The sequence below is a fragment of the Paenibacillus sp. J22FR5 genome (assembly GCF_059691975.1).
The window spans coordinates 242,476-257,419 of sequence record NZ_JCAUAN010000002.1 but is presented as its reverse complement, the minus strand read 5'-3'; the positions used below and the strand labels follow the sequence as shown (position 1 = coordinate 257,419).

Annotated in this window: 18 protein-coding genes; 1 reads left to right on the top strand and 17 read right to left on the bottom strand. The window is 45.7% G+C overall.

Annotated features, from left to right (window positions below):
- Positions 1-13: 13 nt before the first annotated feature.
- The 9 genes from panB to AC58P7_RS04475 form a co-directional block, all read right to left on the bottom strand.
- Complete coding sequence (gene panB, locus AC58P7_RS04515; protein WP_497340263.1) at positions 14-868, bottom strand: 3-methyl-2-oxobutanoate hydroxymethyltransferase; 855 nt, start codon at positions 866-868, stop codon at positions 14-16.
- A gap of 293 nt (positions 869-1,161) precedes the next feature.
- The gene (locus tag AC58P7_RS04510; RefSeq protein WP_497340895.1) at positions 1,162-2,136 is read right to left on the bottom strand and encodes a biotin--[acetyl-CoA-carboxylase] ligase; all 975 of its coding nucleotides are present in this window, start codon (positions 2,134-2,136) and stop codon (positions 1,162-1,164) included.
- A gap of 85 nt (positions 2,137-2,221) precedes the next feature.
- A complete protein-coding gene (locus AC58P7_RS04505; RefSeq protein ID WP_497340261.1) occupies positions 2,222-3,496 on the bottom strand; it encodes a CCA tRNA nucleotidyltransferase in 1,275 nt (424 codons plus the stop codon).
- A 42-nt stretch (positions 3,497-3,538) separates the two neighbouring features.
- Positions 3,539-4,711: an N-acetyl-alpha-D-glucosaminyl L-malate synthase BshA gene (gene bshA / locus AC58P7_RS04500; protein WP_497340259.1), complete on the bottom strand. Its 1,173-nt coding sequence runs from the start codon at positions 4,709-4,711 to the stop codon at positions 3,539-3,541.
- A 26-nt stretch (positions 4,712-4,737) separates the two neighbouring features.
- On the bottom strand, positions 4,738-5,430 hold the full coding sequence (bshB1, locus tag AC58P7_RS04495; protein ID WP_497340257.1) for a bacillithiol biosynthesis deacetylase BshB1: 693 nt from the start codon (positions 5,428-5,430) through the stop codon (positions 4,738-4,740).
- Between the two features lies 1 nt (position 5,431).
- Positions 5,432-5,851: a methylglyoxal synthase gene (locus tag AC58P7_RS04490; RefSeq protein WP_497340255.1), complete on the bottom strand. Its 420-nt coding sequence runs from the start codon at positions 5,849-5,851 to the stop codon at positions 5,432-5,434.
- A 25-nt stretch (positions 5,852-5,876) separates the two neighbouring features.
- On the bottom strand, positions 5,877-6,680 hold the full coding sequence (gene dapB / locus AC58P7_RS04485) for a 4-hydroxy-tetrahydrodipicolinate reductase (protein ID WP_497340253.1): 804 nt from the start codon (positions 6,678-6,680) through the stop codon (positions 5,877-5,879).
- A gap of 16 nt (positions 6,681-6,696) precedes the next feature.
- Complete coding sequence (locus AC58P7_RS04480) at positions 6,697-7,221, bottom strand: tetratricopeptide repeat protein (RefSeq protein WP_497340251.1); 525 nt, start codon at positions 7,219-7,221, stop codon at positions 6,697-6,699.
- 64 nt (positions 7,222-7,285) lie between these two features.
- Positions 7,286-7,624: a nucleotide pyrophosphohydrolase gene (locus AC58P7_RS04475; protein WP_056616948.1), complete on the bottom strand. Its 339-nt coding sequence runs from the start codon at positions 7,622-7,624 to the stop codon at positions 7,286-7,288.
- Between the two features lie 118 nt (positions 7,625-7,742).
- On the opposite strand from AC58P7_RS04475, the gene AC58P7_RS04470 reads away from it, so the two are divergent.
- Positions 7,743-8,615, top strand: coding sequence for a YitT family protein (locus tag AC58P7_RS04470; RefSeq protein ID WP_497340249.1), 873 nt, complete (start codon positions 7,743-7,745; stop codon positions 8,613-8,615).
- A gap of 74 nt (positions 8,616-8,689) precedes the next feature.
- On the opposite strand, the gene AC58P7_RS04465 is transcribed toward AC58P7_RS04470, so the two are convergent.
- The 8 genes from AC58P7_RS04465 to AC58P7_RS04430 form a co-directional block, all read right to left on the bottom strand.
- Complete coding sequence (locus tag AC58P7_RS04465; RefSeq protein ID WP_497340247.1) at positions 8,690-9,568, bottom strand: sporulation protein YpjB; 879 nt, start codon at positions 9,566-9,568, stop codon at positions 8,690-8,692.
- 53 nt (positions 9,569-9,621) lie between these two features.
- The gene (locus tag AC58P7_RS04460) at positions 9,622-10,281 is read right to left on the bottom strand and encodes a DUF1405 domain-containing protein (protein WP_497340245.1); all 660 of its coding nucleotides are present in this window, start codon (positions 10,279-10,281) and stop codon (positions 9,622-9,624) included.
- A 96-nt stretch (positions 10,282-10,377) separates the two neighbouring features.
- Positions 10,378-11,268: a c-type cytochrome gene (locus AC58P7_RS04455; RefSeq protein ID WP_497340243.1), complete on the bottom strand. Its 891-nt coding sequence runs from the start codon at positions 11,266-11,268 to the stop codon at positions 10,378-10,380.
- 20 nt (positions 11,269-11,288) lie between these two features.
- The gene (qcrB, locus tag AC58P7_RS04450) at positions 11,289-11,960 is read right to left on the bottom strand and encodes a menaquinol-cytochrome c reductase cytochrome b subunit (protein WP_028554311.1); all 672 of its coding nucleotides are present in this window, start codon (positions 11,958-11,960) and stop codon (positions 11,289-11,291) included.
- A 17-nt stretch (positions 11,961-11,977) separates the two neighbouring features.
- Entirely contained in the window at positions 11,978-12,523 is a 546-nt protein-coding gene (locus tag AC58P7_RS04445; protein ID WP_497340241.1) for a Rieske (2Fe-2S) protein, read from the bottom strand.
- Positions 12,524-12,804: 281 nt separating this feature from the next.
- On the bottom strand, positions 12,805-13,236 hold the full coding sequence (locus tag AC58P7_RS04440; protein WP_497340239.1) for a DUF2487 family protein: 432 nt from the start codon (positions 13,234-13,236) through the stop codon (positions 12,805-12,807).
- A 172-nt stretch (positions 13,237-13,408) separates the two neighbouring features.
- The gene (locus AC58P7_RS04435) at positions 13,409-13,597 is read right to left on the bottom strand and encodes an IDEAL domain-containing protein (RefSeq protein ID WP_497340237.1); all 189 of its coding nucleotides are present in this window, start codon (positions 13,595-13,597) and stop codon (positions 13,409-13,411) included.
- A gap of 179 nt (positions 13,598-13,776) precedes the next feature.
- Positions 13,777-14,889, bottom strand: coding sequence for a hypothetical protein (locus AC58P7_RS04430; RefSeq protein WP_497340893.1), 1,113 nt, complete (start codon positions 14,887-14,889; stop codon positions 13,777-13,779).
- Positions 14,890-14,944 lie beyond the last annotated feature (55 nt).

The following is a 14,944-nucleotide window of genomic DNA, read 5'->3' as shown; positions in this document are numbered from 1 at the left end:
GCTTCCATGGCAATCACTCCTTATCGCCGTAGAGATATTGAACAACATCGTTGTCCATATGAAATGTATTTTTTTGCGCCGGGAATGTCCGCGCCTTCACTTCTTTTACATACTCGCCAATACCTACACGGATAGTTTCCCCGATATTTGCATAGGCTTTAACAAACTTTCTGGGAGCACTGTCAGAACCATACTGCAACAGATCATGATACACGAGTACTTGCCCATCACAATGTACGCCAGACCCTATACCTATCGTAGGAATCGAAAGCTGCTTCGTGATCCAAGCCGCCAATTCATCGGTTACGAGCTCCAGTACAACCGCAAAAGCGCCAGCCTCTTCAATGGCTTTAGCATCACTTAATAACTTCTTAGCTTGATCCGAACTGCGTCCTTGCACGCGAAAGCCACCCAATTGGTGAACCGACTGCGGCGTTAAACCCAAATGACCAACGACAGGCACGCCTGCATCCGTAATCGCTTTGACAGTAGCTGCGATCTCTGCTCCACCTTCTAATTTAACCGCTTTAGCCCCGCCCTCACGCATCAAACGTCCTACGCCTTGCAAAGTAGCATCCAAGCTGCCGTGGTAGGTTAAGAATGGCATATCAGCGACGACAAATGTATTCGCGGCCCCGCGCACTGCAGCACGTGTGTGATACACCATATCATCCAAAGTTACAGGCAACGTCGAATCATAACCGAGCACAACATTCCCAAGTGAATCTCCAACTAGAATGACATCAATGCCGGCTTCCTCCGACAAACGTGCTGAGGGATAATCGTAGGCCGTCACCATCGTAATCGGTACGCCATCTTGTTTCATTTTTCTCATCTTTGCTGTCGTTAGCGCCTTACGTTGTTCCACAGTAATCCCAGCTTCCTCATATAAAATAAAAAACCTTTTAGCTAAGAGCTAAAAGGAACGCACGCAGAAAGAATCAATGATCCCTCTGTCTCGGTCCTATAAGGCTCAGAGCAGAATCCAACATCTTGTTCAGGGGTTATTCCTTTGTCGTAGGTAGAACCGACAGTGCATGAATGAATTCATGCAACACAACGATTTACAAGATCAACTTACAAGTGCAGTTCCTATAAGGATACCGCCTTATGCTTCTATTATACCAAAACTTGCTTCTGGAGGATACCCTTTATCTCCCATTACTTAAGCTCGATATCCCCAGAGTATATTTTAATCCGCTCACCTGTTGGTGTAATCACCGTCAACGCCCCTGTATCATCTAAAGAATCTGCGATTCCCTCTATCAATCCTGATGGAGATTGTGTACGGATCGGCCGTTTCAACGTCACACTCAAAGCTTCCCAAAGTAAGCGAATCGGGGCAAAGCCCTTCTCCAAGTAGAGGGCATACATGTTCTCAAATTCCATAAGAAATGCTTGTACCAAACCTTCTCGAGATACCTCACCGCCAGACTCAATAGCTAGGGAAGTTGCAATGGAACGGAGCTCCTCCGGATAGTCCTCCACCTGCAAATTCACGCTAATGCCAATCCCAGCAATGACATATTTAAGGCGTTCATCCTCGCCGCTGCTCTCCAGCAAAATGCCGCTTACCTTCTTCCCATGAATCAATAAATCATTCGGCCACTTAATGCCAACATCGACCTGACAAACTTTCTGGATCGATCGGCATAGTGCAACCGCGCACAGCAGCGTAAGTTGTGGCATGAAATAAACCGGAATCCGTGGCATCAGGATGAGACTCATCCATATCCCTTTACCCGCTGGAGAATACCAGTTGCGGCCCATTCGGCCCCTCCCTGCCGTCTGCCTCTCAGCAAGCACGATCGTCCCTTCAGTCGCCCCTGAGGCAATTAGCTTATGCGCAATGGTCTGAGTGGAGTCCACTTCGTCATAAATATGTACCTTTTGGCCAAGCACCTTCGTATTCATGTCTTTCATGAGCTCGCTAACTTGCCATTTCGCTGGCTTGCTAAGCAAACGATAACCCTTGCGCGGGGCAGCCTCGAATTCATAACCCTCCGCTCGCAGTTCCTCGATGTGCTTCCATATCGCCGTGCGGCTCACGTTAAGACGACGACTGATCTCAGCACCCGACACATACGTTTCCGCAGCTTCCTCAAACAATTCTAAAATTCGTTCATTCATACGAATTCACTCACAATCTTTTAATTTGATCTATAGGGCGAACTAAAACTATCAACCCGCGCGAGGTTAAAAGAAAAGCCGCACAGCGCTGCTACTTCGCAGCCTGCGCGGCGTTGATAAGAGCCTCGCGCTCATTCGAGATTTCCCCGAGCGCGGCCCGCTCGAGCAGCTCCTGCAGCAGCCCTCCCATCCATGGGCCCGGCTGCCGGTCCAGTGCCTCTGCCATATCATTGCCGGATATGGCGAGTTCCTTCAGGCTGAAGCAGGGAACCTCCTTCAGCCACGACTCACCGCGCCGCAGCAGCTCCGGCGCAGTGGAAACCAAGAAGCGCGCCAACTCGCCGCGCTTCCCTGTGGCCATCGGCAGCTCGCGCAGCAGCCGCAATAACGCGCGGGCTGCGGCTTCGCCGCGGCGCACCGCGCCAAGCTTCCAGACCCGCTCCAGCGGAGCCGGGTCTGCCGTACTTACCTGCGCGGCGATAGCGTCGCGCAGGGCTAGCACTTCCGCGACCGCTGCGCAATCAGCGCGGGAGAAGGTCAGCTCCTGGAGCGCCGCGCGGACTGTGTCCGCTGGCACCTCCAGGAGCATCAACAGCATGGCCCAGCGGTCATGCTGCTCGTCCAGCGCGCTCACCGCGTCTAGCGCGTCGTCCCAGGCGAGCCAAGCCTCAAAAGGCAGCGGAAGCTGCTTTTTGAGGTAGGCCAGGAGGCCGCTCGCCAGCAGTAGCCGCACAGCCCGCGCAGGGGCTGGGCCTTCAACCATACGCTGCAGCTCGCTGCGCACGCGCTCCATCGCGATGTGGCGCAGCAATGGCGCATTCGCCAGCAGCGCTTGCCAAGTGCTAGCCTCGATCTCGAGACCGTAGGTCGAGGCGAAACGAATACAGCGAAGCATACGCAAGGCATCTTCGCCGAACCGTTCCTCCGCTACGCCAACACAGCGGAGGATTCCCGCGGCCAGATCCTGCTGCCCACCAAAAGGATCCTGCAGCACGCCTGCCCCATCCAAGGCCATAGCATTCATGGTGAAGTCGCGCCGTTTCAAATCCTCGGTCAAATCCGAGATATATTCAACAGAGGCAGGTCGGCGGAAACCCTCATACGCTGCCTCCTTGCGAAAGGTTGTCACCTCATAGGTTCCCTGAGCCATCAGAACGGTCACTGTGCCATGTTGAAGACCCGTTGGCACTGTACGTTGGAAATTCTGAATAACTTGCTCAGGGAGCGCTGAAGTCGCGATGTCAATATCTTTAATGGGCCGACTGAGTACAGCATCTCGCACACAGCCGCCGACCAGATAAGCTTCATACCCAGCCTCTGATAGCTTCGCAAGTACTGCAGAAGCGCCGGCATCATCTATGTTCATATTACTTGCATTCGGCATAATTCTCCTAGCCAGCTCGTATCCTTACTGACAGGACGAGGCTGAAATCCGATGTGATTCAGGGAGTTCTCTCCCTAACACGCGATAGTAAATTTCTTCATATTGAACCGTCGTAATATCGTTACAGAACGTATATCGCGCACGATTCAAACAATTTTGCGCCATTTGCTCGTACAGCACCTGATTTTTCAGCAAATTGATAGCATGCGCGGCCATTTGGTCCGTATCTCCTACTTCGGCCAAAAACCCAGTTTCACCATGAGTAATTAACTCTGGAATCCCACCGGCATTCGATCCAATTGTCGGTACGCCACAAGCCATCGCCTCAAGCGCGACAAGGCCGAAGCTTTCTTTCTCGGAAGGAAGCAGCATGACATCTGCAAGGGAAATCACTTGAGCCACATCATCCTGCTTCCCGCAGAACGTTACTTTATCCGAAAGCCCTAGCTCCTTCACCTTCGAAATCATTTTCGACAGATCCGGACCTTCTCCAACGAATAAGAGTCGCGAAGGAACTTCTTTGCTAACTTTTGCGAAAATATCCACAACATCCTGCACCCGCTTCACTGGTCGGAAATTGGAAATATGAATGAGAATTTTCTCATCCGGTCGCGCGAATTCGCCTCGCAGCTTCGATATATCTCGCGGGTAATACACCCGTTTATCAACAAAGTTATAGGTTAGATCAATATCACGGTCAATCGCCAACAGTTCCCTTGTTTCTTTAATCAGATCCTTGGAAACAGCTGTAACGGCATCACTTTCATTTATAGCATAACGGATGAGATCCGAAATCGATTGATCCTGCCCCAGTACTGTAATATCCGTTCCGTGCAAAGTCGTGACAACCTTCAAGTTCGAACCTACCATTTGTTTCGCAAGTAAAGCGCAGACAGCATGAGGAATCGCATAGTGAACATGCAGCAAATCAAGTTCTTCCATTTTGGCAACCTGAGCTAGTTTACTGGCCAGTGAAAGATCATACGGCGGATAACGGAAGACATAATATTGACTGACTTCGACTTCATGATAATAAATGTTTTTATGAAATTTGCCCAAACGAAACGGCATGCTATGTGTAATAAAATGAACCTCGTGACCTTTTTCAGCAAGCAGCTTCCCAAGCTCTGTCGCAACAACGCCTGAGCCGCCTAGCGTCGGATAACACGTAATACCAATCTTTAATTTGTCTTTCATCTCACACCTCTTTCAGATCAATCAAATCAATCAAAATGTTCTATCACCAAAGGGAGTTTGGAAACGAACCCTTCGGCGTACGTAAATTGACGCTTTTGACCCATGAGTCGATCACGAGCTTCTACACGTTCAACATAACCTTGATTGAGTGGGGTCGCAACCGTGTTCGTACCTGTTACAAATTGTGACCGGTACGCACGCAGGGCTGCCATTTTAATATCGTAAGTATTTGTTACATCTACAATTGCATTCGCTTCATACACATCATTGATAAAATAAAATAATAGTTGCTCAACGTTCACAGCTTCTGTTTCCGGTAAATATTTGCGCAGCTTCGCATTGAAAACCGCCTCCTGAACAAGCGTTGAACACGCAATATGATCAGGATGACGATCTTGCCAATATGGGGCGAATACGATTCTCGGGCGAAACTTCCTGATCTCTTGCGTAATCCGTTCGATGTTCGCTGCTGTGACAAATAACCCTCGATCGGGTAATCCTAGATTCGTGCGAGCTGAAACCCCTAAAATCTTCGCAGCCTCATCTGCTTCTTCAAGTCTGGTTTCAACTGTCCCATTCGAGGACATCTCCGCATACGTCAGCTCACAGAGTCCAACTCGCAGTCCACGCTTTGTATGCTTGGCAATGGTAGCTCCCATCCCAATCTCAGCGTCGTCTGCATGGGCACCAAATATGAGAATATCCAGTTGTTCACTCATCTTACTCTATACCTGGCTTATATTTATGTACGAGTTCTCTCCACGCAAAATCTCCACGATCAAGCGCCCTTACAAGCAACTCTGCTGTTGCAATATTCGTGGCACACGGAATCCCCTGAACGTCACATAAGCGAAGCAATGCTATAATGTCAGGCTCATGTGGTTGAGCCATCAATGGATCACGTAAGAAGATGATAAAATCCATTTCATTTTCTGCCACCATCGCACCAATCTGCTGATCTCCGCCAAGTGGCCCAGACATAAACCGATGAATACTTAATTGCGTATTTTCCATTATTCGCGTACCTGTCGTACCAGTTGCATATAGTTTGTGACCTTCGAAAACATGCTCATAGGCCGTAACGAAATTCACCATTTCATCTTTTTTCCGATCATGGGCAATAAGTGCGATGTTTAACATCTGACTTCCACTCTCCTAGGGGTCTTTAATCTATAAAATGCTCAAATCCATAAATCATTCCGGTATACGTCATAACTTTACGAACGGCAATCGCCACACCTGGCATATATGCGGCGCGGTCATAAGAGTCATGTCGAATTTTAAGCGCTTGGCCTTGCTCTGCCATAATGACTTCTTGTTGTGCAAATACACCTGGGAGACGCACACTATGTATTCTGAATCCATTGTAATACCCGCCGCGGGAACCTTCAATTGTTTCTTCTTCTTTCGGATTACCTTGACGAATTTCCTCACGCACTTCAGAAATGAGTTCAGCGGTTTTGACAGCTGTACCTGAAGGTGCGTCTAGCTTTTGATCCCCGTGGTACTCAATAATTTCTAGATGTGGGAAATATTTTGAAGCTTGGGCAGCAAATCTCATCATCAGAATCGCGCCAATGGAGAAATTCGGTGCAATTAATCCGCCAATATGGTTATCTCGGCATAACATGTCCAATTCAGCAATAGCCTGAGGGGTGAAACCTGTCGTCCCCATCACGGGCCTAATCCCTAGGCGAATCGCAAGATTTGTATGTGAAACCGCCGTTTGCGGCCCTGTAAAATCAACTAATACATCTGGTTTGGATTCTGTCAGCACCTGCTCGATATCGTTACCCATCAGGATACCGCATTCTTCCATACCAACCATTTTTCCCAGATCAATTGGGCCGGAGGTACGGCTAACCCCTGCAACTAATTCCATGTCGGATTCTCGCAGAACGGTTTTCACGACCTCCCGCCCCATTCTTCCACTTGCACCGATAACTGCTACTCGTATTTTTCGCTCCATATTGTGTGGATCTCCTTTATCTTTGTTTCGGGCCCATTTCTGATTTCATCTTGTGTTGATAGATCGTAGCATGCTGCTTAGCAAGTTCGTGATGCGGCTCTAAACGAATAGCCTCCATGACAGTTTGATAAGCTCTCGTATAGTCTTTTCTCAATGCGAAGGCTTCCCCTAAAATAAGATACGCTTCAATCGCGAGCGGATCAAGGACAATCGCTTCTTTAAGTAGAAAAATAGCGCGTTCCGCATGCGTCGATGGATTCGTAAGCTGTCTTCTAGCTTGTTCAACGAGCTCTCGTGCATTCAACACTTGTAAATGGAAGCGAAATGCTTCATTTGTTGGTTCTAGTTCAATGGCTTTTGACGCATGTTCCACCGCTTTAATGAGTTTATTGCTTCTCGCGAATGTGATCGATAGTTTGTGGTGATAGGCAGCATTGTTTGGTTCTTCAGCAATTGCTTTTTCAAACCATTCAATGGCCTTTTCAAAATCATGCCCAAGTATGGATTCGTATGCTTTCTGTATTTGATTTTCTCCATTCATCTGCCCATCCTCCTTTGCCTTTAGCGGTTTTCCCGATAAGTGGGGATGGTTTAGTTTATGAAGGTCAATTCGTTTCGGTGTTAATTTTAGTCCAACGCCCCGCGTCTCGTGTATTGAATTTGTGCATGATTTTGTCATGCGCTTCCGTCAAATCAATGCCAAGTGAGTTGGCAAAACAGATCGTAATGAACAAAATATCGCCTAACTCCAGCTCGATTGAGTTGTCCGCTTCCGTACTTTTTTTCGGCTTTTCACCGTAAGAATGGTTCACCTCACGCGCCAATTCACCAACTTCTTCCGACATTCTCGCCAGCATGGACAGGGGACTGAAATATCCTTCCTTAAACTGGGAAATATAAGTATCAACCTCTTGTTGCAGGTCTTTGAGTGTGCGTTCTGACATCGGCATCCTTCTTTCCATCTTCTTCACAAAGGTTATCCTCCTTATGTTAAACTAAACGAGAAAAGTTGACAAATTTTTTGTTAGATTTAGAAAGTATCTTAGGCATGGAGGAATAAGCATGATTTTCAAAGAAAGGTTCGCTGATCAATTTCTGAATGTACTGGGTATTGGGATCGGAACCGCGATTTATGCGTTTGGCTTGCATTACTTTGTCATTTCCAATGAACTGATGGAAGGCGGTTTGACGGGTATCTCCTTATTACTCAAATATGTACTCAATGTACCGCCATCCCTCTCCACACTGATCTTTAATATCCCCTTATTTTACTTGGGATGGCGGAATTTCGGTAAAGGTCCCATGCTATATACGATCTTCGGTGTTGTTTGTCTTTCACTTTTTCTATGGGTGATGGAATGGCTGATTCACATGGGTTGGATCATCCCTTTCCACACAACACAAGACTATTTTCTGGCTACTCTTTATGCGGGGATTACACTCGGAACAGGACTTGGGCTTGTATTCCGGTTCGGCGGAACGACCGGGGGTTCTGATATCTTAGCTCGCATTGGACATAAAAAAAGAGGTTGGAGTGTCGGACAAGTCATTCTCATCATTGATGTCGTCGTTATTGGTTCTTCACTTATTTACCTGCCGAAAGAAAAAGTGCTATATTCCCTTGTTGCCGTCTTTGTAACTTCAAGGATAATTGATTACATATCGGAAGGCGCTTATGCCGCGAAAGCTTTTACCATTATCAGTGAACAGCCGAGTGTTTTAGCCGAGTCCATCACCAAAGTCCTAGACCGAGGAGTGACGCTATTCCCCGCTAGAGGTGCCTACTCAGGCAATTCTAAAGAAGTTGTATATTGTGTCGTTTATCGGCATGAAACCAGACGACTGCGGGAGTTAATCCATGCGGTTGATCCACGCGCTTTCATCATTGTTGGAGATGTACATGAGGTCATAGGCGAAGGATTCAAAACGCATTAAGAACTCTCCCATCGATGACAAACCTAAAAAAGTGGGTTAAGCAGCTCTTTGAGCTAACTTAACCCACTTTTTTGTTATCTATTTTCACTTTCCTTTGTTTGCTTAATGGGTACGATATGTTGCCCCGATTGATACATACGCCAACCAACATAAGATAAGACACCTACAATGATGAATCCCATACTGAGCGACCAGATAATCGGCTGATTTGGATCCGTAAAGGGTACGTAGGCAAGAGCATCTTTGTGTTTCATAAAAAGGTCGTCCAGCACCATGTTTAGGTTCACCAATCCAGCTTCTAGCTGCCTAATAGGCATTGGTTTGGTGTTCACATTCGTGCGGATAAAGACTAATAAGGAATCCAGCTTTTCGATGGATGAAGCATCTCGGCTAATAATTAATGAAGGATGAATAATAGCAATATGCTGTGACAACTTTCCAAATTCCTCAATGGCTTCCTGCTGCTTATTTGCCTTTACTTGTTGACTGAGCATTTGACTATCATTTTGCAATACCTTATAGTACTGCAGCCACATCGGCTGGTTCTTGTGTGAGAGTGCATCTGTGGCTAGACGAATTTTGGCAACAGCAAGTTGTCCTTCTGCTGGCGAATAGTTGGCCGCATTATATACTCGCATTGCCCCAGTAACGGTTTCTGTCAAAGCATTCAAGCCCTCAACGGACGTAATTCCTTCAAAAGAAATTTTCGGAATTTGATCTGAAATTTGAATCAACTTGTTTCTCGCTTCAGCTACTTGACCAGACATGGTCATGGTGTACATGTCTTCCGCGATTTGATTCAAAAAGTTGATCCGCTCTAATTGCGCTGGGTCTATTGGCTTATTGGCTTGTCCAACCGTACTTTGGCTTGCACCGCAAGCCGCAAGTAAACTAAGGACAACGCCGAATACAAGCGTTAACGCCAGCCCTCTAGTGGTTCTAGCGAAAAACATGGGACATCCCTCCTTCACCATCATCATATGGAGGTTCGTCCCACTTTAGACCATCAAGAGGCTGCTTTCAACATTCTTTTCTCTCTCAGCAATAGACATGTAACGGCGATCCATATTCCAATGATACTCAAGCAAATCGTAAAGAATTGAATCGTACCCAAATAGGGGTGAAGTTCTTGCTGTAACCTAGGAAAGACGCCTTTTTCATAGTCCATATAGTCATTCCAGAACGTCCAGATCGCTACAAGTACGATGGCAGGCAAGCGGTAAGAATACCAACGAACAAATAACAGCGCTTCCACAGCCATAGCTAAATGAGAAGCAGTCAGCATCCAGCCGTCCCATCCTACGGATGCCCCTTGTGCGGCTCCTGCCCAAATCATCGTAACCGCCCAAACCCCATACTTAAACGATGTTATTAGTGCAAAGGCTTCAATAAAGCCGCGTATTGCTCTGTATAGCTTACTCGCAGGCCTGGAAGTGGAGGAATCCAAGATTAAGTAGCCTATTGATAGTGTGAAAAACAGGCTGGCCGTCGGGCTGTCTGGAACAAAATACACATACCACACTGGACTCTCTGCAATCGTATCGACCATCTGTGCCCAGTACCATTCATAGCCATAAACTGTCCCGAGCAAATTGCTTATAAAAAGCAACCATAGCATCTTCTTACTAAGTAAGAAGTCTCTGCTCCAAAAATAGGAAACGGACATACAGGCTCCTCCTTCTCCTTAAGAATCAAGTTCGAAACATAGAACGTCTTATATTTTCAAAAAAAACCTGATCACTTTCGCGACCAGGTTCTGTTCTTATTGAGTTTTTTGTTTGGATAACCACTCAGCCAATTTATCGATATCGGCATCTGTTAAGCCTTTATCAATATTAGGCTTATACATGGCAGGCATGTTGCCTTTGCCATTTTTGATGATACCCATAATGTCATCCTTCGTATGTGTATCGCCTACACCTAACAAAGCAGGTACACCAGAAGCTGGCATTCCTTTTAACCCCGCGCCATGACAAGCTAAGCAAGTAGCTTTAGCGAAGATCGCAGCACCTGGATCATCTGCAGCAACGATCGCAGCAGCTTTTTTCGTTTCTTTCTTCGCGCCTGTACCAGCTGCAGCACCTTTGTTCGCGTGCATTTCTTCTTCACGCTTAATGTGCTCTGGAATAATATTTTTCTCTTTAAGCTCGACTTGGTAATGTGACCAAGACGTGTACGTTAGGTATGTACAAGCAATCAAAGATAAAATCATTAGGCTTGATGCGATTGGTCTTCTATAGAAGCGACGCTCTTTACCTGTATCCAGGAACGGAGCCAGAAGTAAGCCACCAAAGAGTAAACCTGGTACAACAACCGCTCCAAGAACAACGTAGCTACCCGATGTGTATGGATACTTCAGCAATTGATACATGAACAAGAAGTACCAGTCAGGCATCGGAATAAATGCTGTGTTCTTCGGATCCGCAGGATAACCTAACGGAGCTGGGTCGGACATAACTAGTACTAGCATCCCGACCAAGACAACGACACCAACCATCCACTCTTTCAACAAGAAGTTTGGAATGAAGGCTTCAGATTTACCTGGGTAAGCAGAGTAATCTTTAGGAATGAGTCGTTGTTCTTGCGTTTTCTTTATTACGCGGGAATCCCCTACGTAAACGATTTTTTCATCAGACTTATGACCATGCGCCACGCTATTCGCCCCTCCCTAAATTATAGCGGTCCGGAAATACCTTGTTTGCGAATCATGAAGAAGTGTCCGGCAAGCAAAGCGAGCAGAACGCCAGGCAGGAAGAACACATGAATAGCAAAGAACCGTGTTAGTGTTTGTGCACCAACAATGCTTCCGCCTTGCAGCAATGTTTCGATGTACGGACCAGCGAATGGTACCGATGCTGCAATTTTCATACCTACTTGTGTTGCAAAGTAAGCTTTGTTATCCCATGGAAGCAGGTATCCCGTAAAACCAAGACCTAACATAACGAAGAAAATGAGCATGCCTACTACCCAGTTCATTTCACGTGGAGCTTTATACGATCCTGTGAAGAACACGCGCAGGGTATGTAAGAACATCATTACGATAACTAAACTAGCTCCCCAGTGGTGCATACCTCTGACGATAACACCGAAAGCTACTTTATGTTGTAAGTAATCAACACTTGCATAAGCATTGATAATATCAGGTGTGTAATACATCGTTAGGAACATACCTGACAGAATTTGAATGACTGTGATGAAAAACGTCAATCCGCCAAAACAGTAGACGAATGCGGAAAAATGATGAGCAGGGTTAACGTGTTCTGGTACCTCGTGATCCGCTACATCCCTCCACATAGGCGTAATATCAAGACGTTCGTCAATCCAGTTGTATACGTTTTTAAACATCTGATCGTGACGCCCCCTTATACTCTAGTGTTAGCATGCAGTTGTCCAACATACACGAAACCATTCTCTACTTTTGTTGTGTATTCGTCTAGCGGTTTAGGTGCTACTGCAAGGTTCTTGCCGTCTTGCGTATAATGCGCACCATGACATGGACAGAAATACTGATCTTTGTAAGCAGGGTTATCGTTCCAGTTAACGGTACAACCAAGATGCTTACAAGTTGGATTTAACGCAAAAAGAGCACCTTTGCTGTCTTTGGAAATCCATGCTACTAGCTCAGCATCACTTTCGTACCAGCCATCTACTTGATGGACTTGGAACGTAAACGCTTGTGGAACATTCGTAATTTTACTTTCTTCGACAACTTTAACCCAGTCCGATGCTGCTTTTGGCTGAAGGACTGGATCAATAGCAAACCGAATCATCGGTATGATAATTCCGGCTCCCATGAATCCACCAGCGCCACCAAGGGTATAAGAAAGAAATTGTCGACGAGACATTTCGCGTTTGGTCCCGGGTTTCTTCCCATGCTGTTCTTCCTTGTGATTGTTATGATCACTCATTCTCAGGTCTACCCTCCTACATTGGCTAAAGTCCGAACCCTCTCGAACATCAGCTACCTCTATCACGTGTCGTTCGACATTACACTACATAACTAGGACATTTCTAATAATAGCCTACGACTACTAGGTCGTCAAGAATTCATAACTCCTTTTATTGGATTGAAATCTTCGCTTTCGGACAAATTTTAACGAAATTGTCACAACTTTTTGGAAGCCACATTCATCCATTACTACCCTTATCTTGCACATTTTTTTTCCAATAATACACGACATCACCAAAGTTAATCTCCAGGGTACCAAAGTTGCTGTACTTGTTTGGAAATACCTGATTTAATGAGGTCGGATTGACCTGCCCATTGTTCTTTATCGACAACAATCAACAAATCCGTTTCTCTTGATTTCCAAGCAACAGCTTCCGCATGTAAGGTAATCACGATTATGTAACGAAACCCTGATTTCTTTAATTGATGAGCGATTCCTTCCAATTGTTCACATGGTTCTGCACCCGCTATGTAGTGAAGAGCTGGATAGGTAACAACTCTGCCTTTGTATGGCATCTCAATAACATCCATGACATCTCGCAGATACTCCAATGCCGTGGTCACTTGCATCGGATCCTCGAATCCTGTCAACCCCGTTATAGGCAGTAGACAAGTATCCAAATAGGGTTTCAATTCTGTCCATTCATTTGCAACAATATCATTAAACTTCAAGGTTTCACGCCTCCCTAGCATTTACCAAAACAGCATGGGCTATGTAGCACAAGCTCAACTTGTACTTTAATCCGTCCTCTCTAACCTGTCAATCACGAATGGACGCATCAAAAAGACATGGGAATGAATTCCACATGTCTTCGTTTGATACGATGTAATGCGCAGCTTATGGTTACCCTAGTGATTGTAAAATCCTTAGTTCAGAAGTTAGCGCTAGAAAGGATGTTTGATCTCCCTTAGCCAATGCGCTGTCAATTTCCTTATAAAGACTTTCTTCTCTATATTTGCGTAAGGCATTATCCCAAATCATTTCCGCGAAAAGTGCCAGCAGCGCATCGTTAGATACATTCATTTTTCCCATGAGACCTACCTCCAAATGTTGTCCGCGGTTTGTCAGGAGCTTCTTTTTCGCAAAAATATGTGTCTGCATTTTGGTGTGTGCCAACCCGTTGTTATGCTCCTACTACATCATATTCACTCACTAATTCAACGCTTCATTCAAAAGCCCGATTGAACGGGAATGTGTTAGTACCCAGTTTTTTAAAAGAGCACTACTTTGTCTTCCTCTGCAATACTGATGCCTCGAATGACTTTGGAGCCAAGCTTAGTGACTTGGACGACAGCACCATATGTATGATCTTCCCCGATCCGAATCAACCCCAAGTGCAACATCATTTGAAGGATACGCTGTTCGACAATGGATTCCGAGCTATCATAATAAAACGGTTTTACGAGTTTACTAAACAGCTCTACCAGAGAAGCCATCGTGACCCATTGATCGCAAAGCCGTTCTAACCAGCTTGATAGACTTTGCAAATTGGGGATTGGATTTTTGTAAAGCCTTAACCAAAATGTGTACACATCCGTAATTGACTCCTTCTTCCCCTCCATTAATCGTGCCTTACCTTTTTCGGTAATTCGAAGTGCCAGGTCATGATCACTAATTAATTGGTGGTAATAGCAATAGTCATAAATAAATGAAAATCGATTCGGATATTCTTTAAACATACGTCCGTAGCCGAATCGCCATGTTCCTTTTGGGACCATCGCTTCTTGTACGGATAAAGTACTTAGGAGTTGCCCAAGTTGTCTTTTGTACATAAAGCCTTCTGCTGTTAATGGACTTTCCTGCCCCGCAACTGCCCTTAAGAAATGAAAGATGTCGTCAACTAGAAGTAATTGCTCATCACGATAAACCGTTGGTTCCTCTGTTTTTACCAAAGCTTGCTTGAATTGATTCGCCAGAACATCACTAAATCTCCGCTTTAAATCTGATGGGACATGAAACAAGAATTTGGTTTGCTGTGAATACCCGTTAAATAACCAACCTAATTTCTTGAATTTAAGGATCATATCCCGAGGATTCCATGCTTCTGAGTCTTCCTTCTGAAAGCGTGACTGTTGGACTCTAGCGATGAGCTCCTCCAAACTGAAAGCATTACGAGGATCGGAGAGTAACGAATTGAGGAATCGAATGTTTTCCAAATTAAGACTTTTAATGTGCTTTTCGAATACTTCTTTGCGCATGGCCGTGCTCAGGATCGATTGGATTAATTCATTCTTAGAATGACCATTACACTCACACTCGTAGGTATGTGCAATTCGGCCTAATTCATGGATATCGGCATAACTGAGCATATCCGCTAGGTTCATTTCCATCCTACATCTCCCATCTGGCGGAGCTATTGGCCCCGATGTTTCTAGTAAC